Source organism: Nocardia sp. NPDC059177, from assembly GCF_042755165.1.
GTDB lineage: Bacteria > Actinomycetota > Actinomycetes > Mycobacteriales > Mycobacteriaceae > Nocardia.
The window spans coordinates 14009-39929 of the sequence record NZ_JBHZBX010000032.1 but is presented as its reverse complement, the minus strand read 5'-3'; the positions used below and the strand labels follow the sequence as shown (position 1 = coordinate 39929).

Here is a 25921-nt window from a genome sequence, read left to right as displayed (position 1 = left end):
TGCCCTGCGTTCGCCGGGCCCGATGCTGGAATTCCTGCGCGGCCGCGACGTGCTCGTCGCCGGCTGGGGCGTCTCCGGACGCTCGCTGATCGAACCGCTGCGCGATATCGGCGCACATCCGGTGGTCACCGACAACGGTGCCAAGGCGCTGGCCGAAGCCGCCGAACTCGGGCTCGAGGTCGCCACCGGCGTCGAGCTGGAATCCGCGGACCTGAGCCGGTTCGCCCTGGTCATCACCAGCCCCGGCTGGCGCCCCGATTCGCCGGTGCTGGTCTCCGCGGTCACCGAGGGCATCCCGGTCTGGGGTGACGTCGAATTCGCCTGGTGGGTCGATCAGGCCAGGATCTACGGCCCGGTCCGCAAATGGCTGGTGATCACCGGCACCAACGGCAAGACCACCACCACCAACATGACGCACTCGATCCTGCGCGCCGCCGGGATCGCCAGTGTGGCCTGCGGCAATATCGGCCTGCCCATCCTGGACGCGCTGCGCCGCAACCCCGGCCCGCAGGTCCTCGCGGTCGAACTGTCCTCGTTCCAGCTGCACTGGGCGCCCTCGGTGCGTCCCGAGGCGGGCGTGGTGCTCAATGTCGCCGAGGACCACCTCGACTGGCACGGCGGCCTGGACGCCTACGCCGCCGCCAAGGCCCGCGCGCTGACCGGCCGGGTCGGCGTGGTCGGCCTCGACGACCCGGTGGCCGGATCGCTCGCCCGCAAGGCCAAGGCGCGGCGCACGGTCGGCTTCCGCATCGGCGTGCCCGCCGACGGCGAGCTGGGCGTGGTCGACGGCAAGCTGCTCGACCGCGCGTTCACCAAGGCCGCGATCCTGGCCGAGACCTCCGACATCAGCCCGCAGGGCCCGGCCGGCATCGCCGACGCGCTCGCCGCCGCCGCGCTGACCAGGGCGATCGACGTGGCCCCGCAGTTCGTCAAGGAAGGCCTGGCCGAGCACCGGGTCGGCCCGCACCGGACCGCGTTCGTGCGCGAACTCGGCGGCGTCGAGTTCATCGACGACTCCAAGGCCACCAACCCGCACGCCGCGCGCGCCGCCATCCTGGCGCATCCGCAGGTCGTGTGGGTGGCGGGCGGTCTGCTCAAGGGCGCCACCGTCGACGATCTCATCGAAGAGATCGGCGACCGGCTCGTCGGCGCGGTCCTGTTCGGGGCCGACGCGCCGGTGATCGCCGCCGCGTTGGCGCGACACGCGCCCGAAGTCCCGGTCATCGAGCTGGATACGGGAGACGATGCAGACATGGAGTCGTCGAGATCGCAGCGGGCCGAAGCGGTCATGGGCCGCGCGGTCCGCGCCGCGGCGGGAATGGCCAGGGCCGGGGACACCGTCCTGCTCGCGCCGGCGGCCGCCTCCCTGGACATGTACGACGACTACACCCACCGCGGACGCTGCTTCGTGGACGCGGTGACGGCACTGGAAGACGGTGACATCGGGCGGGCGCTATGACACAGACGCGGCGAACGTGGGCGGGGGAGCGCTTCGGCGCCTGGTTGGCACGTCCGCTCGCGTCGTTCCATCTCGTGGTCACCATCGCCACGCTGCTGACCGTGCTCGGTCTGGTGATGGTGCTGTCCGCCTCCAGCGTCGAGGCCTATGCCGGTGGCGGGTCGGCGTATTCGCTGTTCATCCAGCAGACCATGTTCGCCGCGCTCGGCGCGGTCGCCTTCTACATCGCGTTGCGCCTGCCGCTGCGGATGGTGCGGCAGTGGTCCTTCCCGATCTTCAGCATCTCGGTGCTGGCGCTGGTGCTGGTGCTCATCCCGGGCATCGGCTCGGTGCACGGCGGCGCGCGGCGCTGGTTCGACATCGGCCCGCTGTCCATCCAGCCCTCCGAGGTCGTCAAGGTGACGCTGGTGGTGTGGGGCGCGCATCTGCTGGCTTCGCGCCGCGGCGGCCAGCTCAAGGACATCCTGGTGCCGCTGGTGCCGGCCGGGCTGCTGGTGTGCCTGCTGGTGGTGCTGGAACCGAACCTGTCGACCACCATCGCGCTGGGCATCGTGCTGATGGCACTGCTGTGGTTCGGTGGGCTGCCGGTGCGGCTGTTCGTCGGGATCATGGTGACCGGCCTGGTCGCCGCCTCGGTGCTGGCGCTGTCGGCGGGCTATCGCTCCGACCGGGTGCGCGCCTTCTTCAACCCCGGTGACGACCCCCAGGGCGTGAACTACCAGGCCCGCCAGGCCAAGTACTCCCTCGCCGACGGCGGCATCTGGGGCCGTGGCCTGGGCCAGAGCCGGGCCAAGTGGAGCTATCTGCCCAACTCGCACAACGACTTCATCTTCGCCATCATCGGCGAGGAGCTCGGGTTCCTCGGCTGCATGCTGGTGCTGGCGCTGTTCGCGCTGTTCGTCTACGCGGGCATCCGGATCGCGCTGCGCTCGGTCGACCCGTTCCTGCGGCTGCTCACCGCGACCGCGACCACCTGGATCACCGCGCAGGCGCTGATCAATATCGGCTATGTCGTCGGGCTGCTGCCGGTGACCGGCCTGCAGCTGCCGCTGGTCTCGGCCGGCGGCTCCTCGCTGGCGATCACGCTGTTCATGTTCGGCATCATCGCCAATGCCGCCCGGCACGAACCGGAGGCGGTCTCGGCCCTGCAGTCCGGGCAGGACGGGCGGGTCAGCCGGCTGCTGCGGCTGCCGATCCCCGAGGTGTACAACCCGGCCAGGGCCGACGCGCCGCGCAAGCCCGCGTCCCGCGCGAAAGCCGAACGCCCACGCCAGACCCCGCGCCGCCCGGCGCCCGGCGAACGCAGGCGCCGCGCACCGCAGAGCCGCGGCACCAGTTCGCTACGGTCGACCCGAGCATGGGAACCGACCTATCCGATGCCACACGCAAGAGAACGAGGTAGATCCAAGTGAGTAACCCGCGATCCGGGTTGTCGGTGATCGTCGCAGGCGGGGGTACCGCAGGCCACATCGAACCCGCGCTGGCCGTCGCCGACGCGCTGCGCCGGCTCGACGAGTCGATCCGGGTGACCGCCTTGGGCACCGAGCGTGGACTCGAGACAAAGCTCGTCCCCGATCGTGGTTATCCGCTCGCGCTGATCCCGCCGGTGCCGTTGCCGCGCAAGCCCTCCGTCGATCTGCTGCGCCTGCCGGGCCGGGTCCGCGCCTCGGTGAAAGCGACCAGGGCCGTGATCGACGACGTGCAGGCCGATGTGATCATCGGTTTCGGCGGCTATGTCGCGCTGCCTGCCTATCTCGCCGCGCGCGGTGGCCTGTTCGGCCGCAAGCGCAAGGTGCCGGTGATCGTGCACGAGGCCAACGCGAAGGCGGGCATCGCCAACAAGGTCGGCGCCCGGTTCGCCGCCAAAGTGCTCGCCGCCGTGCCCGATTCGGGCCTGGCGAACGCCGAGGTCGTCGGCATCCCGGTGCGCGCCGCCATCACCGAACTCGACCGCGCCGCGCTGCGCCGGGAAGCTCGCGCCCACTTCGGCCTGCCCGCCGACGGCCCGGTGCTGCTGGTGTTCGGTGGTTCCCAGGGTGCGCGCAGTCTCAACGAGGCCGTCTCCGGCGCCGCCCCGCAGTTGGCCGCCGCCGGCATCTCGGTGCTGCACGCGCACGGACCCAAGAACAGCTTGGTGGTGGACAACTCGAGGCTTCCAGGCCGAGAACCCGCGGCGCCAGCCGCCGTATATACAGCGGTTCCGTATCTGTCGCGGATGGATCTGGCGTACGCGGCCGCCGACGCGGTGGTGTGCCGCTCCGGGGCGATGACCGTGGCCGAGGTCTCGGCGGTCGGGCTGCCCGCGTTCTATGTGCCGCTGCCGCACGGCAACGGCGAACAGGAGTTCAATGCCCGCCCGGTGGTCGCCCAGGGAGGTGGCAGAATTGTGGCCGACGCCGAGCTGACCCCGAAATACGTGATCGATGAGGTGATTCCGCTGCTGCTCGACCCCGCCCGACTCGCCGAGATGAGCCGCGCCGCCGCAGGCGCAGGGCATCGCGACGCCGCAGGCACGGTGGCCAGGATCGTCACCGAGGTCGCCCGATGAGCGGCCCGGCCGAGATCGGCGAATCCACCGGCGCCACCCTGCCCGCCGAGCTCGAACGAGTCCACATGGTCGGCATCGGCGGTGCAGGCATGTCCGGTATCGCGCGCATCCTGCTGGCGCGCGGCGGCGCGGTGTCGGGCAGCGACGCCAAGGAGAGCCGCGGTGTGCTGTCGCTGCGGGCCCGTGGCGCGCAGGTGCGCATCGGCCACGACGCCGACGCCCTCGACCTGCTGCCCGGCGGCCCGACCGTCGTCGTCACCACCTACGCCGCCATCCCGAAGACCAATCCCGAACTGGTCGAGGCCAACCGGCGCAAGATCCCGGTGCTGCTGCGCCCGACCGTGCTGGCCGCGCTGATGCGCGGGCACAAGACGCTGCTGGTCTCGGGTACCCACGGCAAGACCTCCACCACCTCGATGCTGATCGTCTCGCTGCAGCACTGCGGCGCCGATCCGTCCTTCGCGGTCGGCGGCGAGCTCAACGAGGCAGGCACCAACGCCCACCACGGCAGCGGTGACGTCTTCGTCGCCGAGGCCGACGAGTCCGACGGCTCACTGCTGCAATACGACCCGGACGTCGCGGTGGTCACCAATATCGAGTCCGATCACCTGGACTTCTTCGGCACCGACGAGGCCTACGTGCAGGTCTTCGACGATTTCGCCGACCGGCTCGCCCCCGGCGGCCTGCTGGTGGTGTGCCTGGACGATCCCGGTTCGCTGGCCCTGGCCCACCGGGTCGCGCCGCGGCTGCGCGAGCGCGGCGTCGAGGTGCTCGGGTACGGCTCCGGCGATCTGTCCGCGGCCCCGGTGCCGGTCGGCGCGCGCCTGCTGGACTGGCGTCCGCGCGATGTCGGCGGCATCGTGGAATTCGAACTGGCGGGCGAGCACACACCGCGCACCGTGCGGCTGGCGGTGCCGGGCAGGCACATGGCGCTCAACGCGCTGGCCGCGCTGCTGGCGGCCAGGGCCACCGGCGCCGATGTCGACGAGATCGTGCAGGGCCTGGAGGGTTTCGGTGGCGTGCACCGCCGCTTCCAGTTCACCGGCCGGGAGAACGGCGTGCGTGTCTTCGACGACTACGCCCACCATCCCACCGAGGTGCGCGCGGTGCTCGAGGCGGCCGCCCAGCTGGTCGCCCAGGAGGCCGACGACGGCGCGCGCGCCCGGCGGGGCCGGGTGGTCGTGGTGTTCCAGCCGCATCTCTACAGCCGCACCGCGACTTTCGCCACCGAGTTCGGCGCCGCGCTGAGCCTGGCCGACGAAGTGGTCGTGCTCGATGTCTTCGGCGCCCGCGAGGAGCCGCTGCCCGGTGTCAACGGCGCGCTGGTGGCGCAGGCGGTCACCACGCCGGTGCATTACCAGCCGGACATGTCCAAGGTGGGCAGGCAGGTGGCCGCGCTGGCCGAGCCCGGTGACGTGGTGATCACCATGGGCGCAGGCGATGTCACCATGCTCGGCATCCAGATTCTCGACGCCCTGCGGGCCCGGCCGCAGCAGGGCGGCCGGTGAGATTGCCGATGCCCGCCGCGCGCGGGTGGCGCGGCTACCGGCTCTGGACGGCGGTCGGGCTGGTCGCGGTGACCGTGCTGGTGCTGTTGGCATGGTTCACCCCGGTCCTGTCGGTCCGAACCGTACGGATCGACGGTTTATCCGCGGTTCCCCAGGAGGAAGTCCGTTCCCGGCTCGAAATCCCGGACGGCCGTTCGATGTTGCGCATCGATACCAACTCGATCGCCCAGCGGGTCGCGGCGATTCCGAAGGTGCGTTCGGTGCGGGTACAGCGCAAATTCCCGTCCACGGTGCTGGTCACGGTCGTGGAGCGAACGCCGGTGGTGTACGCGGAATCTCCGGACGGCGCGCACCTGATCGACGCGGAGAGCGTCGAATTCGCGATCGAACCGGTGGCCCCGATCGGGGTGCCGAAGCTGGTCACCGAAGGTTCTTTCACCGGTCCGGCCGCGACCAGGGCCGCGGTGGATGTGCTGGTCACGCTGCCACCCGCACTGTCGGTGCAGGTGGGTGAGGTTGTCGCACGGTCGATTTCGGATGTCTCACTGAACCTTCGCGATGGTAGGAAGGTAGTGTGGGGCGGCACTGGCGACGGCGAGCGCAAAGCTGCCGTCGTATTGCCGCTGTTGACCCGTGAGGGGACCGTGTTCGACGTATCGAGTCCGAATCTGGTCACGGTAAAGTGAGCGAAACGTCGGCGCGCCTGCGCCGGGATCACGCTCGCTGCGAATAGCGTTCCGCAGCAGTCGGATACTTGACATAACGCCAACCCTATGGTTGAGGTTGAGGGTTTTTAGATCGAAGGAAGGCGAGAGCCCATGACGCCCCCGCACAACTACCTTGCAGTGATCAAGGTCGTCGGTATCGGCGGCGGCGGCGTGAACGCCGTCAACCGAATGATCGAACAGGGACTCAAGGGAGTCGAGTTCATCGCGGTCAATACCGACGCCCAAGCCCTGCTCATGAGCGATGCCGATGTCAAGCTCGATGTCGGCCGCGAACTCACTCGCGGCCTCGGCGCCGGTGCCGATCCGGAAGTCGGCCGCAAGGCCGCCGAAGACCACAAGGACGAGATCGAAGAGGTGCTCAAGGGCGCCGACATGGTCTTCGTCACCGCGGGCGAAGGTGGTGGCACCGGTACCGGTGGCGCCCCCGTCGTCGCCAGCATCGCCCGGAAGCTGGGCGCGCTGACCATCGGTGTCGTCACCCGCCCGTTCTCGTTCGAGGGCAAGCGCCGTGGCAACCAGGCCGAGGTCGGCATCAACCTGCTGCGCGAATCCTGCGACACGCTCATCGTCATCCCGAACGACCGGCTGCTCCAGCTCGGCGACGCGGCGGTGAGCCTGATGGACGCGTTCCGTTCCGCGGACGAGGTGCTGCTCAACGGTGTTCAGGGCATCACCGACCTGATCACCACCCCTGGCCTGATCAATGTCGACTTCGCCGACGTCAAGTCCGTCATGTCCGGCGCAGGTTCGGCGCTGATGGGCATCGGCTCGGCGCGCGGTGAGGGCCGGTCGGTGAAGGCCGCCGAGACGGCGATCAACTCGCCGCTGCTCGAGGCGTCGATGGACGGCGCGCACGGCGTGCTGCTCTCGATCGCCGGCGGTTCGGATCTGGGTCTGTTCGAGATCAACGAGGCGGCCTCGCTGGTGCAGGAGGCCGCGCACATCGAGGCCAACATCATCTTCGGTACCGTCATCGACGATTCGCTGGGCGACGAGGTGCGCGTCACCGTGATCGCCGCGGGCTTCGACGGCGGCGGGCCCGCGCGGCGCAGCTTCGAGAACACCAATCCGGCTGCCCGCAGCGCGAACAGCCCGATCAGCTCCGGCCGGGCGGGGGAGATCGGGCAGAGCCGCGCCACCGAGGCGCCGGTGCGTCCCACCGAGCCCGCCACCGCCGGGGTCTCCGGCGGCCGGGCCGCGGCACCGAACTACCGCGACACCGAGCGGTACCGCGAATCCGAGCGTCAGCGGGTCACCGAGGCTGCGATGAACCGGGTCAACAACCCCGATCAGCGCGACGACGGCGACGATGACGACGACATCGAGGTGCCGATCTTCATGCGCCGCTAGGCGGCCCGCACACGCGAGAAGCGCCCGGACTCCACGGAGTCCGGGCGCTTCTCGCGTTTCCGCGCGGGTGGGTCAGGCGACCGGGCCCAGGCAGTAGGTGGTCTTGGGTTCGTTGACCACGAGCACCTGGTCGGCCTCCTCGGTGCACAGCTGCTCGTCGACCTGGCCGTCGATGCGGCTGACCACCTTGAAGTCGGCGTCGGCGGCGGTGCACGGCACGAACTTGTAGCCGGTCATCATGCCCTCGTTGTAGCAGCTGCCTTCCTTGAAGTTCGGGGCCAGGCAGAGGAAGGCGATGGTGCCGCCGCTGCCGTAGGTCTCCTCGTAGGAGGTGTAGTCCTCATGGCACTCGACCTTCTGATCGTGCACCTGCACAACCTTGTACACCGCGTTCTCGGCGGAGCAGGACACCGGCTCGGTCTCGGAGTCGACCACCGACGCCGAGATCACGTTGATGCAGTCGCCGACCTTCGCCCGGGCGGTATCGGACTTGCTCGCGTCCTTGGCCACATCGGCGACCTTGTCCACGGCCGAGCAGCCCGCGGCACCGAGTGCCGTGACCGCGAGCAGTGCGAGCGCGAACCGCGAAACCATTCCCTTGCCGGTGAACGTCATGCGAACCTTCTTTCTGAAATACCTCACCGCACTTCGGCGGCGATCGGCCCCGACCACCCAACCGCACCGGTGCCGAATGAGCATCCGGGAAACCACGGGATTCTCCGACCTGGTGTCCGCGTTAGGCTCTGATCCGTTCACACCGGCCGAGCGTGAGGGGAGGCGCCGTGATCGATCGCGATTTCGTGGGCCGCACCGCCGAACTGGCCGCCCTGAACACGACATTCACCGGACCCGACGCCCCCTGGCTGCTGCTGGTCGAAGGTCCCGCCGGAATCGGCAAGTCCCGCCTGATCGCCCACTTCGCCCACACCGCCCCCTGCCGCGTGCTCGTGGTGACCGGCGCCGAGGACGCCCGCGCCCACCCCCGCTACCTCGCCGACGACATCGCCGAACAACTCACCGACCTGGCAAACCAGGCCGCCACCCATGCCCCTGCCGCCGGTACAGGTCCCATTGCCGGAACGGTCGTCGGAGCTGCTGCCGTCGTCGCTGGTGCGGGCGCTGCTACCGCTGAGATGCCCCCTGCCGTCGCGGGTGCCCGCGCCGCTCGTGCCACTCCTGTTGTCGTCGCTGGTGGCGCCGGCGGTGACGTGCTCGCAGTGACCGGCGTCGGGGCGGACGCCGGCTACACGCGGTGGTTGCGGTGCGGGTTGGGGGCGGTCGAGACTCTGCTCGTCGTCGATGACGTGCAGTGGGCCGATCCCGAATCGCAGCGGGTGCTGACCGCTCTCGTCCGGAACCGTCCGCCGGGGCTGCACCTGGTGCTCGCGTTCCGCGCCGGGAGCTGCCCGGCGGCGATCACCCGGCTGCTGCGGGCGCCGCGGGTGCGGGCGGTGCACGTGCCGGTGCCGCCGTTCACCGAGTCCGATGTGGCCGGGCTGCTGCCGGCGGAGGATCGGCGCAGGCGGGCCCGGTTGCTGAGCGCGTCGCGGGGGAATCCGCTGTACCTGTCGCTGCTGGCCGGTCTGCCCGAGCGGGAACTGGAACGGGCGCTGCGCGGGGACAATCCGGACCCGGCGTCGAACGAGTACGCGGCGCTGGACCGGACTATTCGCGCCGAACTCGCCCAATTGCCCGCCGTCGAACGGCTGGTCGCGCAGGCTGTCGCGGTGTGCGGGGTACCGCCCGATCTCGAACTGGTGTGCGCGACCGCCGATCTCGGCCCCGAGATGGTCGTCGCGGCGCTGGACGGCCTGGTCGCGCGCGGGGTGGCCGGGGTAGCGGACGGTGCCGTGGCCTTCGCTCACCCGCTGATCCGCACCGCCGCCTACCGGCTGGCCCCGCACGGCTGGCGCGCCATGGCCCACCGCAGAGCCGCGCTGACCCTGCGCGCCCGGAACGCCCCGATGCCCGCGCGAGCCAGACACCTCGAACACGCGCTGCTCGGCGCCGACGACGACGCGGGCCGCGAGCTGCGGCTGGCCGCCGCGCAGGTCCTCGCCGACGCCCCCGAGGCGAGCGCGCGCTGGCTCGCCGCCGCCCAGCGCATCGCCCCGGCCGCCGCCGACCCGCAGGCCGACGCGCTGGCGCTGGGCCGGGCGCTGCTGCTCTCAGGTGCGGCCGCGCGGGCGCGGGAGGAGCTGGCGGCGGTCGCGGCCGCCGCGGGCCCGGATCAGCTGGAGGCGCTGCTGTTGTCGGCGCGGTGCGCGCGCATGCTCGGCCGCGTCGACCGGGCCAGAACCCTGCTGGCCGCCGCGGCGAGTCTGCCGCGCCGCCCCGGTGACGGGCCGATCCAGCTGGAACTCGCCATCCTCGAGATGCAGGACCACCAGGACGCCGAGGGCCAGGCCAGGCTGGCCGCGCTGTTCACCTCCGCCGCCCTCGCCGACCCGGCCGTCGCCGCCGCGGCGACCGCGCTGCGCTGCCTGAGTCTGCTCGCCGACGCCCACTTCACCGAGGCGGCCGGGTTCTATCGGCTCAGTGCCGCCGCCTTCGACCAGCTCGACGACATCGGCCTGCGTGAGGTGGTCCACGCCGCCCCCGCCTTCGGCTGGTGTGCCTACTTCCTCGACCACGACGCCGACGGCCTCCGCCATCTCGACCGCGCGATCGAGGTGAGCCGCCGCTTCGGCCGCAGCTACGCCCTCGCCGAACTGCACACCGTGCGCGCCTACTCCCTGGCCAAACTCGGCCGCCTGACCGACGCGATCGCCGCCGCCGACGACGCCACCGAATCGGCGACCACCTTCCACTACCCCGACCTGCTCGCCTTCGCCGGCGCCGTCAAACTCCGCACCCTCCAGTTCACCGCCCCCACCGACATCGTCACCGCCCAGTGGGACACCGTCGCCGCCCTGCCCCGCCCCGCCGTGCGCTGGTGGCGCCGCGTCGTCGAGACCACCCTCGCCGAAACCGCCCGCCCCCTCGGCCTTCCCGCCCCCGCCGCCCCGGTCGACGACCGCCCCGGCCCGCTCACCCCCACCCATTTCGCCCGTGCCGCCCACGCGGCCGTCGCCACCGGCGACCTCACCACCGCCGCCCATCTGGTCACCCGCGCCGAACAGGCCGCGGGCCTGCCGGCCGACTGCATGCCCGCCACACATGCACCGGACGACGGCGTGCCGGTCACTCACATACCCGCCAGCCAGGTCGGTGCGGCGGCGTTGGCGCGTGCCGACTATGCGGCGGCTGTCGGTGATCTGGTCGAGGCGGCGGAGGCCGCGGCGCGGGCGAGCGCGGCGTTCGCGCGGGCGGGGATGGTGGTCAGCGGCGCGCAGGCCGAACTGCTGGCCGGGATCATCGCGGGGCGCCACGGTGATTTCGGGGCGGCGACCAGCAGGTTCGCGACCGCGCGTGCGGTCTTCACCGCGGCGGGCGCGCATCGGCTGCTCGCCGAGACGACCGCCGCGCAGCGCAGTCTGGCGGGCAGCCGCCGCGCCGGTGCCGCGCACCTGCTGACCCGGCGCGAACGCGAGGTCGCCGAGCTGGCCGCGCACGGCCACTCGAACAAGGACATCGCCGCCCATCTCTCTCTGAGCCCCCGCACGGTCGAAGACCACCTGAGCCGCATCTTCCGCAAACTCGGCCTCACCGGCCGGGCGGGCATCGCCCGCAAGCTCGACGTACTCGACACCGTCGGCGCACCCGACTGATCGCGCCGGGTCCTCGCGCGGCGAGGGCAGCGGGCGATCGATCTCACCGGGCGCGGTCGACCCGCACCACCCCGGCCGCACTACCCTCGATGCCATGACTTCCGCGCCTCCCACCGTGACTGTGCGCCGGGTGACCACCACCCGCGCCGGTGGCTTCTCCGCCGCCCCGTACGACTCGTTCAACCTGGGCGATCACGTCGGCGACGATCCGGAAGCCGTGCGCCGCAACCGGGTTCGCCTGGCCGAGGGGATCGGGCTCACCCCGGACCGGCTGGTGTGGATGGAGCAGGTGCACGGACGCGCGGTGGAGATCGTCGACGGTCCGCGCACCGAGCCGGTGCCGGTGACCGACGCCCTGGTCACCACGGTGCCGAATCTCGCGCTGGTGGTGCTGAGCGCGGACTGCGTGCCGATCCTGCTCTCCGACGACGAAGCGGGCGTGATCGCCGCGGTGCACGCGGGTCGCGTCGGTGCCCGGATCGGGATCGTGCCGCGCGTGCTCGACGCGATGGTCTCGGTGGGTGCCCGCCTCGACCGGATCGGCGCCTTCCTCGGCCCCGCCGCCTCGGGCCGCCAGTACGAGGTGCCCGCCGCCATGCGCGCCGATGTCGAGGCGCACCTGCCCGGCAGCGCGACCACCACGGTCCGCAAGACCCCAGGACTCGACTTGCGTGCGGGGATCCGCAGGCAGCTCACCGAGGCGGGCATCGGTGGCGTCGCGGTCGACCCGCGCTGCACCATCGAGGACAAGACCCTGTTCAGCCACCGCCGCGGTGCCCCGACCGGCCGCATCGCCGGCGTGATCTGGATGGATCCCACCGCATGAGCGGTCGGCACGATCCTGCCCGGGTCACCGCGCTCTCGACGGCCCTCGACGGCTTGCTCGCCCGGATCGACGCCGCCGTCGCGGCCGCGGGCCGACCGGCCGGTTCGGTCCGCCTGCTCCCGGTGACGAAGTTCTTCCCCGCCACCGATGTCGACATCCTCTATCACCTCGGCCGCCGCGCGTTCGGCGAATCGCGCGAGCAGGAGGCCTCGGCCAAGGTCGCCGAACTCGCTTACCCCGACGCCGAATGGCACATGATCGGCCGTGTACAACGCAACAAGGCGCGCGCGGTGGCGCGTTGGGCGCACACCGCGCACTCGGTCGACAGCGAACGTCTGGCTACCGCTTTGGACCGTGCCGCGCAGGACGCGCTGGCCGCGGGCGAACGCACAGAACCCCTGCGTGTGCTGCTGCAGGTGAGTCTGGACGCCGACCCCGGACGCGGGGGTGTCGAACCGGCCGATCTGCCCGCCCTGGCCGACCTCGTCGCGAAGGCCCCCGGCCTGCATCTGGCCGGTCTGATGGCGATTCCGCCCCTTGACGCCGATACTCATGCGTCCTTTGCGAAGCTTGCGACTTTGCACACTTCGCTGCTCGTCCAACACGCCGATGCCACCGAACTTTCTGCAGGTATGTCGGGTGATTTGGAGAAGGCGGTCGAACACGGTTCGACGTGTGTGCGTGTCGGTACCGCCTTGATGGGCGCCCGACCGATAACCTCGGCGTAGCAAAGAAACCTCATCAGTCACATTCGACACATACGATTGGGCCGAAGAGGCGCTGAGCAAGAACTTCAACACCCGGCCGCCACCGGGGCCGAAGGAAGGTCGTCCAGATGAGCACGCTGCACAAGTTCAAGGCGTACTTCGGCATGGTTCCGCTCGACGAGTACGAAGACGATTACGTCGACGATCACGCCCCCCGCGGCGCCGAGGAGCGCGCCGGCCGTGCCCGGCCGCGCGGCTACGACCGCTACGCCGAAGACCGTTACGGCGCCGACCGTTTCGAGGACGAGGCCGACGACTACCCGCAGCCGGCCTACAAGTCGGCCTACCAGGCCCGTCGCGACGACTATGTCGCCGACACCTACGCCGACGATCGCTACGACACACCGCGGCGCCCGACCAGGATCGAGACGGCGCCGTCGTCGGGACGGTCGTTCCGCGCCGGCGGTGTCGCACCCGGTATGCGTGGCTCCACTCGTGGTGCGCTCGCGGTCGATCCCGACGCCGAGGAGCGCAGGCTGGAGGAGCGCTTGCGCCCCGAGCCCGCGCCCGCGCGGCGGCCAGGGATCTTCGAGGACGGAGGTCCCTTGTCCAAGATCACCACGCTGCGTCCGCGCGATTACAGCGAGGCCAGGATCATCGGTGAGCGTTTCCGCGAGGGCAATCCGGTCATCATGGACCTGGTCGACCTGAGCAATGCCGACGCCAAAAGGCTGGTCGATTTCGCGGCCGGGCTCGCGTTCGCGTTGCGCGGTTCGTTCGACAAGGTCGCGACGAAGGTGTTCCTGCTCTCACCGGCCGATGTCGACGTATCGGCGGAAGAACGCCGCCGGATCGCCGAAAACGGCTTCTACAACCAGAAATAGCGACAACCCCTGGTGACGGCGGATGGCCGCCCGCGCATCGCGCGGCGCGGCCATTTTGCACACTGCCGTTTTTGCGGCAGAGTGAAGCCGTGGCCCTGTTCGCGGTTCTGTACCTCGTACTTTTCGTCTTCTGGCTGTTGTTGATCAGCCGGGTGATCGTCGAGTTCATTCGCAGTTTCGCGCGTGACTGGCGCCCGACCGGTGTGGTGGTGATCATCTTGGAGGTCATCTTCACCGTGACCGACCCGCCGGTGAAACTGCTGAGGCGGTTGATACCTCCTGTGAATCTAGGGGGTATCCGGCTCGATCTGTCGATTATGGTCTTGCTCTTCGTGGTGTTCATCCTGATGTCCATCGTGGGTAGGCTCGGGCAGCCCGTGACCTCCGTGTGACATACTGAATCGAGAAGACCGCTTGCTAGATCTCCAAAAGACGCGTGAAGGGATCCTTCGATGCCGCTGACTCCTGCCGATGTGCATAACGTCGCGTTCAGCAAACCGCCGATCGGTAAGCGCGGCTACAACGAGGACGAGGTCGATGCCTTCCTGGATCTCGTCGAGCAGGAGCTTTCGCGCCTGATCGAGGAGAACGCCGACCTGCGTCAGCGGGTCGCCGAACTCGACACCGAGCTGGCCGACGCCAAGAAGAACCGTGGCCCGGCCCCTGCGCCCCAGGTCAAGGCCCCTGTCCAGCAGGCCCCGCCGCCCGTTCCCGAACCAGTTCCGGCGCCGGTTCCGGTGGCGCCGCCCGCGCCGATGCCGGTCGCCGCACCGGTCCGTGACAACTCCGGTCCGGACGCGAACATGCAGGCCGCGAAGGTGCTCACGCTGGCGCAGGAGATGGCCGATCGCCTCACCACCGACGCCAAGACCGAGGCCGAGGGCCTGCTGTCGAACGCGCGGGCAAACTCCGAGCGACTTGTCGGCGACGCCCGCACCCGCTCCGAAGCGATGATCTCCGACGCGCGCCAGAAGTCCGACGCGATGCTCACCGACGCGCAGAACCGCTCCGACACCCAGATCCGGCAGGCCAAGGACAAGGCCGAGGCCCTCACCGCCGACGCCGAGCGTCAGCACGCCGAGATCATGGCGACCATCACCCAGCAGCGCACGGTGCTGGAGAGCCGCATCGAACAGCTCAAGACCTTCGAGCGCGAGTACCGCGTGCGCCTGAAGTCCTACCTGGAGTCGCAGCTGGAAGAGCTGGAGAACCGTGGTTCGGCCGTTCCGGTCGACGGTGGCGAATTCGCCGGCGAAACCAACGGTTCGGCCAACAGTCTCGCTCCGGCCTCCTTCGCCAAGGGCGCCAAGTAAACTGGACCCGGGTCGCGCGGCACCAGCGCCGCGTGGCTCGGGAACGCCCAGTTATCGTCGGGCTGCTCGGTTGGCTTGGGAGTCAGCATGCTCGTCTTGACGCTTGTCCTCGCGGCGATCGGTTTCGGTCTGCTCGTCGCTGCGCTCGCCACCGGTTCGGTGCTGTGGGCGTGGGGGTGCATTCTGATCTGTCTCTTCGGTGCGGCGACCTTGCTGGTCAGCGCGCTGTCCACCCGAAAACCCGAGAGCGACTCGGTCCCACCCGGCCGCCATGCCCGGCACGACTGACCCCCGCCGCGGAATAACCGGTGGACGGGCCCGGTTAGAATCGAACTACACACGGCGCTGATCCGGCCATCACCGGGGAGTCTTCGGAAGAACGGCGTTCACGCTCAGTAGAACCGAACGGGTGAGCCCGTCACAGCTCCCAACGAGAGGCTCGTTTCCTCCGGGAAACGGGCAAGCGGGGTGGTACCGCGGTCACGGCGCACCGGCGCCGGCATCGTCCCCGTGCCCACACACGCGCTGACGGCGCGGCGGCACGAGGAGCAGATTCCGCGATGGCGGACGAGACAACCACCGGTGCATACCCCCGGGTCGATTTCGGTGCGGGTTCCGGCGCGTCTTTCCCGGAACTCGAACAGCAGGTGCTCGACTACTGGGCCCGCGACGACACCTTCCGTGCCAGCATCGACAACCGCGACGGCGACCCCGAGTTCGTCTTCTACGACGGCCCGCCCTTCGCCAACGGCCTGCCGCACTACGGCCACCTGCTCACCGGCTACGTCAAGGACCTGATCCCGCGTTTCCAGACCATGCGCGGTAAGAAGGTCGACCGCCGCTTCGGCTGGGACACCCACGGCCTGCCCGCCGAGATCGAAGCCGAGAAGCAGCTCGGCATCACCGACAAGTCGCAGATCGAGGCGATGGGGCTGGCCGAGTTCAACGCCGCCTGTAAGTCCTCGGTGCTGCGCTACACCGGCGAGTGGCGTGACTATGTGACCCGCCAGGCCCGCTGGGTCGACTTCGACAACGACTACAAGACCCTCGATCTCGACTTCATGGAGTCGGTGATGTGGGCGTTCAAGTCGCTGTTCGACAAGGGCCTGATCTACCAGGGCTTCCGCGTGCTGCCCTACAGCTGGTACGAGCAGACGCCGCTGTCGAACCAGGAGGCGCGCCTCGACGACGCCTACCGGATGCGCCAGGACCCGGCGGTCACCGTCGACATGCTGCTGAGTGTGCCCGCCGAGCATCCGCTGGTCGCCCTCGACGGCGCGAACGCGCTGATCTGGACCACCACGCCGTGGACCCTGCCGTCCAACCTGGCGATCGCGGTGCACCCCGACGTGCGCTACGTGCATCTGCGCGGCACCGACGGTAAACGCTATGTGCTGGCCGCCGAACGGGTTTCGCACTACGCGCGCGAATTCGGCGAGGAGCCCGATGTCCTCGGCGAGTACGACGGTGCGGCGCTGGCCGGCCTGTCCTACGCCCCGCCGTTCGACTTCTTCGTCGGTCACCCGAACGCGCACCGCGTGCTCACCGCCGACTACGTCACCACCGACTCCGGCACCGGCATCGTCCATCTCGCACCGGCTTTCGGTGAGGAGGACATGGACGTCGCCACCGCCAACGGCATCGAGATCGTGCAGCCGCTTGACCCGGCGGGCAAGTTCACCTCGATGGTGCCGCCGTACGAGGGCCTGATGGTCTTCGACGCCAACCCGGTGATCATCAAGGATCTCAAGGCCGCCGGAAAACTGTTGCGGCACGAGACGATCGAGCACTCCTACCCGCACAGCTGGCGTTCGGGTCAGCCGCTGATCTACATGGCGGTGCCGTCCTGGTTCGTCGCGGTGACCAAGTTCCGTGACCGGATGGTCGAGCTGAACAAGCAGATCTCCTGGGAGCCCGAGCACATCCGCGACGGCCAGTTCGGTAAGTGGCTGGCGAACGCGCGCGACTGGAACATCAGCCGTAACCGCTACTGGGGCGCGCCGATCCCGGTGTGGATGTCGGATGACCCCGAGTACCCGCGCGTGGACGTCTACGGTTCGCTCGATCAGCTCGAGCACGACTTCGGGGTGCGCCCGACCGATCTGCACCGCCCGGTCATCGACGATCTGGTGCGCCCGAACCCGGACGACCCGACCGGCAAGTCCATGATGCGCCGTGTTCCCGAGGTGCTGGACTGCTGGTTCGAGTCCGGGTCGATGCCCTACGCCCAGGTGCACTACCCGTTCGAGAACAAGGAGTGGTTCGAGGGCTCGGCCGATCAGGCGCCGCACAGCCCCGGCGATTTCATCGTCGAGTACAACGGGCAGACCCGTGGCTGGTTCTACAACCTGCACGTGCTCTCGACCGCGCTGTTCGATCGGCCCGCGTTCAAATCGGTGGTCGCGCACGGCATCGTGCTCGGCGACGACGGCCTGAAGATGAGCAAGTCCAAGGGCAACTACCCCGACGTCAACCAGGTGTTCGACCGCGACGGCTCCGATGCCATGCGGTGGTTCCTGATGGCCTCGCCGGTACTGCGCGGCGGCAACCTCATCGTCACCGAGCGCGGGATCCGCGAGGGTGTCAGCCACGCGCTGCGCCCGCTGTGGAACGCGTGGACCTTCCTGCAGCTCTACGCCTCCAAGCCCGGTGTGTGGCGCACGGATTCGGCGAATGTGCTCGATCGCTACATCCTGGCCAAGCTCGCGGTCACCCGCGACGTGATGACCGAGGCGCTCGAGTCCTACGACATCGCCGGTGCCGCCGAGGAACTGCGTGCCTTCGCCGACGCGCTCACCAATTGGTATGTGCGCCGGTCGCGTTCGCGGTTCTGGTCCGAGGACCGCGACGCCGTCGACACGCTGCACACGGTGCTCGAGGTGGTCACCCGTCTGGCCGCACCGCTGCTGCCGCTGATCAGCGAGGTGATCTGGCGTGGGCTCACCGGTGAGCGGTCGGTGCATCTGACCGACTGGCCGGGCGAGTCCGAGCTGCCGCACGACAGCGAGCTGGTGGCCTCGATGGACGAGGTGCGCACGGTCTGTTCGACGGTGCTGAGCCTGCGCAAGGCCAAGAACCTGCGGGTGCGGCTGCCGCTGGCCGAGACCACCATCGCCGCCGCCGACGCCGCGCGGCTGGCGCCGTTCACCGAGCTGATCGCCGACGAGGTCAATGTCAAGAAGGTCGACCTGACCACCGATGTCGACGCGCACGGCCGGTTCGAGCTGGTTGTCAACGCACGCGCCGCGGGCCCGCGCCTGGGCAAGCAGGTGCAGACGGTGATCAAGGCGGTCAAGGCGGGGGAGTGGAGCGAATCGGCCGACGGCGTCGTGAGTGCCGCCGGGATCGCGTTGCTGCCCGAGGAGTACACCCAGCGCCTGGTGGCCGCCGAACCCGAGTCCACCGCCGCGCTGCCCGGCAATGCCGGTCTGGTGGTGCTGAACTCGGTGGTCACCGAGGAGCTGGAGGCCGAGGGCTGGGCCCGCGACCTCATCCGCGACCTGCAGGAGACCCGCAAGGCCCGCGGCCTCGAGGTGTCGGACCGGATCACGGTGCTGCTCGAGGTCCCGGCCGAACGGCTCACCTGGGCCCGGACGCACCGCGACCTGATCGCCGGTGAGATCCTGGCGACCAGCCTGGAGTTCGGCCCGGCGGGCGCCGGCGCGGCCGACCTCACCGGCGGCGTCCGCGCCGAGGTGGCCAAGGCGTAGGTGCCCACGCGCAACTCACCGGGTACGGCCACGTGTCGACTACCGACACGCCGCCGGCCCGGTGAGTTCCGGTGCTTCATACCCACGACCGGGCGGAATCCCGGGGCGGCGAACCATAATGCTGGAAGTTTGCTGAAATGGCTGACATTCGCTGGTTCGTCACGCACAATCAGCGGTGTTACTGCTGATGCGCATGGAACCCGCTGAGGCGGCAGTGACTGTTCGTGACGATTGTCCTGTGGAAACGGTGCCGCGTCGAGGGTAGCGACACGCTCGGCGCGACACCGGTACACGTGGGTGGCTCACCCGATGGACCAGGCGATGCCCCCCGGTAACCGGAAGGGCGTTCCTGTGCGACGAAAAGTACTACGGCGGTTGGCCTTCGGCTTCGCCGCCACCCTCGCCACCACGCTCGTGCTCGCCGGTCCCGCCTGGTCGCAGACCGGCAGCTCCTCGGGCTCGGGCGAATCAGGGTCCTCCACCGGCAGTTCCAGCGGCTCGGGCATGATCCCGTTCCCCAGCGCCACCGGTATCGGCGCGCTCACCGCCGCCGCCACCCAGATCGGCAAACCCTACGAGTGGGGCGCGACGGGCCCGCACGCGTGGGACTGCTCGGCCCTGGTGCAGTGGGCATTCCGGCAGGTGGGTGTCATCCTGCCGCGCACCACCTGGGAGCAGGCCGAGGTCGGGCTGCCGGTGACCTTCGGCGGCCTGGCCCCCGGCGACGTGGTCATCCTCAACGGCGACGGCTCCCACGTCGGCATCTACGCGGGCATGGGCCAGATCCTCGACGCCCACGACTGGGGCGTTCCGGTCGGCCTGCACCCCCTGCGCGAAATGGACATCTTCGCGATCAGGCGGTTCTGAGGCCTAGTCGACGAGCTGACGCAACAGCGGCCCGTATTCGGGATGGGCCAGCGCCGAAGCGAACTGGGCGACCAGGTAGTCGGCCGGGTTGCCGGTGTCGTACCAGCGGCCCTGGATCACCTGGCCGTACACCGCGTGCTTGGCGGCGTAGTTGTTGATCGCGTCGGTCAGGTAGACCTCGCCGGTCTGGTGGGTGTACCAGTTGTCGGTCTGGGTCTGGAGTTCGTCGATGATGCCCGGGGTCACCACATAGCCGCCGATCGCCGCGAACGCCGAGGGCGCGTCCTCGGGTTTGGGCTTCTCCATCAGGCCGGAGATGCGCAGCAGCCCGTCGTCGAGGTCCTCGCGCACCACCGGCACGCCGTAGCGCTGCGACTCGCCCGGCGACATCGGCAGCAGGGCGAGCACCGGGCAGCCGGTGGACTCGTAGGCGGTGATCAGCTGCTGGGCGCGGGGGACCTCGGCCACGAACACGTCGTCGGGCCACAGCACCAGCATCGGCTCGTCGCCGAGATGGCGCGCGGCATTGAGCACCGGCGTGCCGTTGCCGTAGGGGCCGTGCTGGTCGAGGTAGGTGATGTGCCCGGCGCGCGAGAGCTCGCCGACCTCCTCGACCGCGTCGGCGTAGGCGGCCTTGCCGTCGGCGCGCAGCTGCGCGACCAGCGCCGGATTCGGCCGGAAGTGGTCCTGGATCAGCGACTTGCCGCCGCTGACCACGATGGTGATGTCGGTGATGCCCGAGGAGACCAGCTCACGGACGGTGTGCTCGATGACCGGCTTGTCCCCGACCGGCAGCATCTCCTTGGGCGTCGCCTTGGTCAGCGGAAGGAGCCGCGAGCCGATTCCCGCCGCCGGAATGACTGCCTTACGGATCTTCATCCCCCGATCATCACACATCAGCCTGTGCGATCGCTGGGCCATGGCTGTCAAGTGGGGTCGAAGAGTTGTCGGTGCCTGCGCGTAGATTGCGCGAGGTGAGCACCGACACCGACGTTGTGGCCAGGGCCGATGCCGCGGCCGTGGCCCGGCGCTGGGTGCTGCACATCGATATGGACGCCTTCTTCGCCTCGGCCGAACAGCTCACCCGCCCGACGCTGCGCGGCAGGCCGGTCCTGGTCGGCGGCGCGGGCCAGCGCGGGGTGGTGGCCGGCGCCAGCTACGAGGCGCGGGTATTCGGCGCGCGTTCGGCCATGCCCATGCATCAGGCGCGGCGGCTGGTCGGCGGCTCGGCGGTGGTGGTGCCGCCGCGCGGCGCGGTGTACTCGGTCCTCAGCGCGCAGGTGTTCGACACCCTGCGCAGCCGGATCCCAGTACTGGAAACCCTGTCCTTCGACGAGGCCTTCGCCGAACCCGCTGAACTGGCCGGCGCCGGCGTCGCCGAGGTCGAACGCTACTGCGCCATGTTGCGCGCCCTGGTGCGCGCCCGCACCGGGCTCACCGCCTCGATCGGGGCGGGTACCGGCAAGCAGCTCGCGAAGATCGGCTCCGGTCTGGCCAAACCCGATGGGATGCGGGTCATCTCGCCCACCGAACAGGCCGCGCTGCTGGCCGCGCTGCCGGTGCGCAAACTGTGGGGGATCGGGCCGGTGGCCGAGGGCAGGCTGCGCGGCCTCGGCATCGAGACCGTCGGGGCGTTCGCCGCGCTGCCGGAATCGGAAGCCGCCTCGATCCTGGGCGGCAGTCTCGGCACCGCCCTGCACCGGCTGGCCCGCGGCATCGACGACCGCCCGGTCACCGAACGCGCCGAGGCCAAACAGATCAGCGCCGAGAACACCTACGAACGCGACATCGTCACGATGGCCGAGCTGCGTGCCGCCGTCGCCGCGATGGCCGCCGCCGCGCACCGCAGGCTCGACAAAGACGGCCGCGCCGCGCGCACCGTCGTGCTCAAGCTCAAGAAATCCGATATGAGCATCGTGACCAGGTCGTTCACCCTGCCCTACGCCACCGCCGACCCGGCCACTCTCGCCGCGGCCGCGCAGCGTTCGGCCATCGACCCGGCCGAACTGGGCCCGATCCGGCTGGTCGGTGTCGGTTACGGCGGGTTGTCGCTGGTCCGCCAGGAATCGCTGTTCCCCGAACTGGACCAGTCGGTGCCCGAGGATCTGCGCACGGTGGCCGAGCCCGCCCCGGCACCCGAAGCGCCGCGGAATCCGCCTGCCGGGCACTGGTTTCCTGGCATGGACGTCTCGCATCCGGAGTTCGGGCACGGCTGGGTGCAGGGGGCCGGATACGGCGTGGTGACAGTGCGGTTCGAGACCAGCTCGACAGGTCCCGGCCCGGCGCGTACCTTTCCAGCCGACGACAACGGGCTGTCGCGGGCAGATCCGCTCGACAGCCTCGCCTGAGGAGTAGCCTCGGCTACCGCGATGGATTCACTGCCACTCGAACGCAAAGGACGAGAAGTTGAAGCTTCGTACGACCGGACGTGTCGCGATCGCCGGCCTGGCGGTGGTTGCCGCACTGGGGCTGAGCGCGTGCAGCGACGACAAGGGTGACGCACCCGCCGCCAAGACCACCACCAGCAGCGCCACGACCACCGACGCGGCCGCGGCGAACCTGCCGCCGGTACCGACCGTCGAGGAGCTCAACGAGCAGCTCACCACCGCCCTCGACCCGTCGGTCCCGAACGAGGAGAAGCTGGACTTCGTGCAGGGCGGCGAGGCCGACCCCGAACTGCCCAACCGGCTCGCCCAGGCCGCGCAGGACGCCGGTGTGCAGGTGCAGGTCACCGAGGTGACCTCCTTCGGCGACAGCGTCAACGCCAAGGCCGACTTCACCATCAACGGCCAGACCAATGTCGTCGACGTGCCGTTCGTGGCCGAGGACGGCAAGTGGAAGGTCCAGAAGACATGGGCCTGCACCATGCTGACCAACCTGGGCCAGCAGTCGGTCGCCTGCGGGTGAGGTGAGACCTGCGACGAACCCCGGCGGACCGTGTGTCCGGCCGGGGTTCGTTCGTTGCAGCGGCCGAACGGTAACGCGGTTCGGGGGCGCGGCTACTATCGGGCCCCGTGGTAGAGACGATCGTGCGGCAGGGGCATCCGCCCAGGGATGCTTCGGAGCCGGTGCGCGGGAGCGCGCGCGGCGGCTGGGCGCGGATCGTCGCGATCGTCGCCGGGCTGATCGCGGTACTGGCCGCGGTGGCGATCCCGTTTCTGCCGGTGCGTGTCGACGCGGCCACCGTCTCCTGGCCGCAGCAGGGTTCGCCCGCCGCGGTCGAGGCGCCGCTGGTGGCGTACGCGCCCGCCGCGCTGAGCGCGACGGTGCCGTGCAGTGCGCTGAGCTCGCTCGCCGCCGAGGGCGGGGTCGCGGTGTCCACGGTGCCGCGGCAGTCGGCCGACATGGAACGGTACGGCTTCGTCGTCAAGGTCGTCGCCGACACCGAGCAGCGGCCGGGCCGCGTGGACGTGGTCTCCCGGTCGACGCTGCTGTGGAGCGCGCCGCTGGCCGAGACCATCGACCGCGCCTGCGCGCTGACCGTCTCGCTCACCCCGACGGAATCCGTGGTCACCACCACCGGTTTCGGCGCGTCCGGTGCCACCGTGCCCGGCGATCGGCGTCCCCAGGTCGTCGGGGTCTTCAGTGAGCTGACCGGGGCCGCGCCCACCGACCTGTCGGTGCGCGTCGACGTCGACGCCCGCTACACCACCTCGCCCGCTTGGCCCAAGCTGGCCGTGATCGTGCTGTGCCTGCTGGCCACCGCGCTGTCGCTGTTCGCCCTGCACCGCCTCGACACCCTGGACGGCCGGTCGCCACGCCGGTTCCTGCCGCAGCGCTGGTGGCGGCTGCGCCCGGTCGACTGGCTGGTGTTCGCGGTGCTGGTCGTCTGGCATTTCATCGGCGCCAACACCTCCGACGACGGCTACATCCTCGGCATGGCCAGGGGTGCGCGTAGTTCGGGCAACATGTCGAACTACTACCGCTGGTTCAGCGTCGACGAGGGCCCGTTCTACACCCCCTACACCGACATCATCGGCTGGCTCACCCACATCTCCGCGGTCAGCCCGCTGGTCCGGCTCCCCGCCCTCGGCGCGGGCATTCTCACCTGGTGGCTGATCAGCCGCGAGGTGCTGCCCCGGCTCGGTGTCGCGATGCGGCGCAGCCCGGTGGTCACCTGGACCGCGGCGCTGGTGTTCCTGGCGTTCTGGCTGCCCTACAACAACGGCCTGCGCGCGGAATTCGTGGTCGCGCTCGGTGTCCTGGTCACCTGGGTCTCCGTCGAGCGGGCCATCGCGACGCGGCGGCTGCTGCCGTTCGCGATCGCGGTGATCGTCGCGGCGTTCACGCTCACCGGGGCGCCCTCGGGGCTGATCTGCCTCGGCGCGCTGGTCGCCGGCGCCCGCACGGTGACCGCCGTCATCGTGCACCGCGCCAAGACGGTCGGGTATCTCGCGCAGCTGCTGCCGATCCTGGCCGCGGGCACGGTGGTGCTCACGGTCGTGTTCGCCGACCGGACCTTCGCCGGGGTGCGCGAGATGTTCGCCGTGCACAGCGGGATCGGGCCGGGGGAGTCCTGGTTCTTCGAGTTCCTGCGCTACCAGTACCTGTTGCAGCTCAATGCCGACGGCTGGCTGACCCGCCGCTTCGGGGTGTTCGTGATGCTGCTGGGTCTGCTCGCCTGCACCGTCACCCTGCTGCGCCGCGGCGGCCGCATCCCCGGCATCGCGGTCGGCCCCACCCGGCGCATGCTCGGCATCACCGTCGCCGCCATGGTGCTGATGATGTTCTCGCCGACCAAGTGGACCCACCAGTTCGGCGTGTTCGCCGGTCTGGCCACCTGTGTCGCCGCGGTGACCGCGGTCGCGGTGAGCTCGGAAGTGCTGCGCCCGCTGCGCAATCGCGCGCTGTTCGCGGCGGCGGTGTTCTTCGTCCTCGCCATGACCTTCGTCGGCGCCAACGGCTACTGGTATGTGTCCTCGTGGGGTATCCCGTGGTGGGACAAGCCGCCGACCGTGGCCGGTTACGGCGTGTCCACCGTGTTCGTCGGCCTGACCGTGCTCGCGCTGGCCGTGGCCGCCTGGTACCACATCCACCCGAACCCCAAGCCCCGCGCGACCCGGCTGGCCGGGCTGCCCGTGCTGGCGGTGGCGGCCGCGATGATGGTGCTGTTCGAGCTGGCCTCCTTCGCCAAGGCGACGATCGCCCAGTACCCGGCGTACTCGTTGGCGAGCTCCAACTTCGAGGCCGCCTTCGCCGGGGGCTGCGGCATGGCCGACGAGGTCCTGGTCGAAACCGACCCCAACGCCTCCATGCTGGCTCCGCTCACCGGCGACATCACCACCGCGCTGACCGGTGAGTCGACCGGTTTCCGTCCCGACGGTGTGGCCCCCGTGCTCACCTCCGACGAGGTGGAATCGACCACGGGCCAGGCGAATTCGGTGTCCGACGATCCCGACACCCTGCGCGACGCGTCGACCTCGGCCGGCTCGGAATCGCGGCAGGGCTCGCTACAGCTCCCGTTCGGCCTCGACCCCGCGAGTACCCCGGTCCTCGGCAGCTACCGCGCCGGCGCCCAGGAACCCGCCGCGCTGACCACCGGCTGGTTCCGGCTGCCCGAGGGCCCGCGTGGTCCGCTGCTCGCGATCGCGGTCGCGGGACGGATCCGTTCGGTCGACGCCGACGGCATCGTCCACCCCGGTCAGGACCTGGTCGTCGAATACGGCACCGCCGGTCCCGACGGCGCGGTGACGATCACCGGCCAGGTGGTCCCGATCGACATCGGCCCGGCCCCCACCTGGCGCAATCTGCGCGTGCCGCTGGATCAGCTGCCCGCCGCCACCTCCGTGGTGCGCCTGGTCGCCACCGACAAGGACCTCGGCCCCGACCAGTGGCTCGCGGTGACACCGCCGCGCATGCCGCAGACCACCACGCTCAACGCGCTCGTCGGCCGCGACACCCCGGTCCTGCTGGATTGGGCGGTGGGCCTGCACTTCCCGTGCCAGAACCACCTGCCGACCTACAACGGCGTCGCCGAGCTGCCCGAATACCGGATCCTCCCGGACCGCAACGGCGCCACCATCACCAACCTGTGGCAGGGCCACGACGGCGGCGGCCCACTCGGCTGGACCCAGCTCCTGTTCACCGCCCGCACCCTGCCCACCTACCTGAACAACGACTGGGACCGCGACTGGGGCTCGATCGAGCGCTACCTCCCCCGCGACCCCACCGCCACCCCCGCCCACGTCGACATCCACTCCGACAACCGCTGGGGCACCTGGACCCCCGGCCCCACCATCACCGTCTGGTAGTTCCTGGACACCTGATCACCAGGCACTGAGGGATTTTCCTTCTCGGGCGATGCCTACGTA

Annotated in this window: 20 protein-coding genes; 18 read left to right on the top strand and 2 right to left on the bottom strand. The window is 70.1% G+C overall.

Features of this window, described 5'->3' with window-relative positions:
• Positions 1-22: 22 nt before the first annotated feature.
• From murD to ftsZ, 6 genes are all read left to right on the top strand, one after another.
• Positions 23-1459 carry a UDP-N-acetylmuramoyl-L-alanine--D-glutamate ligase gene (gene murD / locus ACFXK0_RS27425; RefSeq protein WP_379413873.1) on the top strand — a complete coding sequence of 479 codons (1437 nt, stop codon included), beginning with the start codon at positions 23-25 and terminating at the stop codon, positions 1457-1459.
• Positions 1456-2871 (top strand): putative lipid II flippase FtsW, encoded by a 1416-nt coding sequence (ftsW, locus tag ACFXK0_RS27420; RefSeq protein WP_379413864.1) that lies wholly within the window; start codon positions 1456-1458, stop codon positions 2869-2871. Before murD ends, ftsW begins: the two co-directional genes overlap by 4 nt.
• Positions 2868-4007 (top strand): undecaprenyldiphospho-muramoylpentapeptide beta-N-acetylglucosaminyltransferase, encoded by a 1140-nt coding sequence (gene murG / locus ACFXK0_RS27415; protein WP_379413863.1) that lies wholly within the window; start codon positions 2868-2870, stop codon positions 4005-4007. Before ftsW ends, murG begins: the two co-directional genes overlap by 4 nt.
• Positions 4004-5515 (top strand): UDP-N-acetylmuramate--L-alanine ligase, encoded by a 1512-nt coding sequence (murC, locus tag ACFXK0_RS27410; RefSeq protein ID WP_379413862.1) that lies wholly within the window; start codon positions 4004-4006, stop codon positions 5513-5515. Before murG ends, murC begins: the two co-directional genes overlap by 4 nt.
• Before the next feature lie 8 nt (positions 5516-5523).
• Positions 5524-6201 carry a cell division protein FtsQ/DivIB gene (locus ACFXK0_RS27405; protein ID WP_379413872.1) on the top strand — a complete coding sequence of 226 codons (678 nt, stop codon included), beginning with the start codon at positions 5524-5526 and terminating at the stop codon, positions 6199-6201.
• Positions 6202-6333: 132 nt separating this feature from the next.
• On the top strand, positions 6334-7593 hold the full coding sequence (gene ftsZ, locus ACFXK0_RS27400; RefSeq protein ID WP_379413861.1) for a cell division protein FtsZ: 1260 nt from the start codon (positions 6334-6336) through the stop codon (positions 7591-7593).
• Positions 7594-7665: 72 nt separating this feature from the next.
• Here ftsZ and ACFXK0_RS27395 read toward each other — a convergent pair whose 3' ends face one another.
• Positions 7666-8208, bottom strand: coding sequence for a hypothetical protein (locus ACFXK0_RS27395; protein WP_379413860.1), 543 nt, complete (start codon positions 8206-8208; stop codon positions 7666-7668).
• Positions 8209-8375: 167 nt separating this feature from the next.
• On the opposite strand from ACFXK0_RS27395, the gene ACFXK0_RS27390 reads away from it, so the two are divergent.
• The 9 genes from ACFXK0_RS27390 (at position 8376) to ACFXK0_RS27350 (ending at position 19610) form a co-directional block, all read left to right on the top strand.
• On the top strand, positions 8376-11303 hold the full coding sequence (locus ACFXK0_RS27390) for a LuxR C-terminal-related transcriptional regulator (RefSeq protein WP_379413859.1): 2928 nt from the start codon (positions 8376-8378) through the stop codon (positions 11301-11303).
• 94 nt (positions 11304-11397) lie between these two features.
• Complete coding sequence (gene pgeF, locus ACFXK0_RS27385) at positions 11398-12129, top strand: peptidoglycan editing factor PgeF (RefSeq protein ID WP_379413858.1); 732 nt, start codon at positions 11398-11400, stop codon at positions 12127-12129.
• On the top strand, positions 12126-12857 hold the full coding sequence (locus tag ACFXK0_RS27380; RefSeq protein WP_379413857.1) for a YggS family pyridoxal phosphate-dependent enzyme: 732 nt from the start codon (positions 12126-12128) through the stop codon (positions 12855-12857). Before pgeF ends, ACFXK0_RS27380 begins: the two co-directional genes overlap by 4 nt.
• Before the next feature lie 107 nt (positions 12858-12964).
• Positions 12965-13720 carry a cell division protein SepF gene (locus tag ACFXK0_RS27375; protein ID WP_379413856.1) on the top strand — a complete coding sequence of 252 codons (756 nt, stop codon included), beginning with the start codon at positions 12965-12967 and terminating at the stop codon, positions 13718-13720.
• Between the two features lie 89 nt (positions 13721-13809).
• On the top strand, positions 13810-14112 hold the full coding sequence (locus ACFXK0_RS27370) for a YggT family protein (protein ID WP_379413855.1): 303 nt from the start codon (positions 13810-13812) through the stop codon (positions 14110-14112).
• 60 nt (positions 14113-14172) lie between these two features.
• On the top strand, positions 14173-15033 hold the full coding sequence (locus ACFXK0_RS27365) for a DivIVA domain-containing protein (RefSeq protein ID WP_379413854.1): 861 nt from the start codon (positions 14173-14175) through the stop codon (positions 15031-15033).
• 87 nt (positions 15034-15120) lie between these two features.
• Positions 15121-15321 (top strand): hypothetical protein, encoded by a 201-nt coding sequence (locus ACFXK0_RS27360; RefSeq protein WP_379413853.1) that lies wholly within the window; start codon positions 15121-15123, stop codon positions 15319-15321.
• A 272-nt stretch (positions 15322-15593) separates the two neighbouring features.
• The gene (gene ileS, locus ACFXK0_RS27355) at positions 15594-18743 is read left to right on the top strand and encodes an isoleucine--tRNA ligase (protein WP_379413852.1); all 3150 of its coding nucleotides are present in this window, start codon (positions 15594-15596) and stop codon (positions 18741-18743) included.
• A gap of 351 nt (positions 18744-19094) precedes the next feature.
• Positions 19095-19610: an NlpC/P60 family protein gene (locus ACFXK0_RS27350; RefSeq protein ID WP_379413851.1), complete on the top strand. Its 516-nt coding sequence runs from the start codon at positions 19095-19097 to the stop codon at positions 19608-19610.
• A gap of 3 nt (positions 19611-19613) precedes the next feature.
• Here ACFXK0_RS27350 and ACFXK0_RS27345 read toward each other — a convergent pair whose 3' ends face one another.
• Positions 19614-20489: a UTP--glucose-1-phosphate uridylyltransferase gene (locus ACFXK0_RS27345; protein WP_379413850.1), complete on the bottom strand. Its 876-nt coding sequence runs from the start codon at positions 20487-20489 to the stop codon at positions 19614-19616.
• A 170-nt stretch (positions 20490-20659) separates the two neighbouring features.
• Here ACFXK0_RS27345 and ACFXK0_RS27340 point away from each other — a divergent pair, with 170 nt between their 5' ends.
• The 3 genes from ACFXK0_RS27340 to ACFXK0_RS27330 all read left to right on the top strand — a co-directional run bounded on the left by ACFXK0_RS27340 (position 20660) and on the right by ACFXK0_RS27330 (position 25861).
• Positions 20660-21958: a DNA polymerase IV gene (locus ACFXK0_RS27340; protein WP_379413871.1), complete on the top strand. Its 1299-nt coding sequence runs from the start codon at positions 20660-20662 to the stop codon at positions 21956-21958.
• Positions 21959-22016: 58 nt separating this feature from the next.
• Positions 22017-22517: a hypothetical protein gene (locus tag ACFXK0_RS27335; protein ID WP_379413849.1), complete on the top strand. Its 501-nt coding sequence runs from the start codon at positions 22017-22019 to the stop codon at positions 22515-22517.
• A gap of 107 nt (positions 22518-22624) precedes the next feature.
• Positions 22625-25861, top strand: coding sequence for an arabinosyltransferase domain-containing protein (locus ACFXK0_RS27330; protein ID WP_379413848.1), 3237 nt, complete (start codon positions 22625-22627; stop codon positions 25859-25861).
• Positions 25862-25921: the final 60 nt, after the last annotated feature.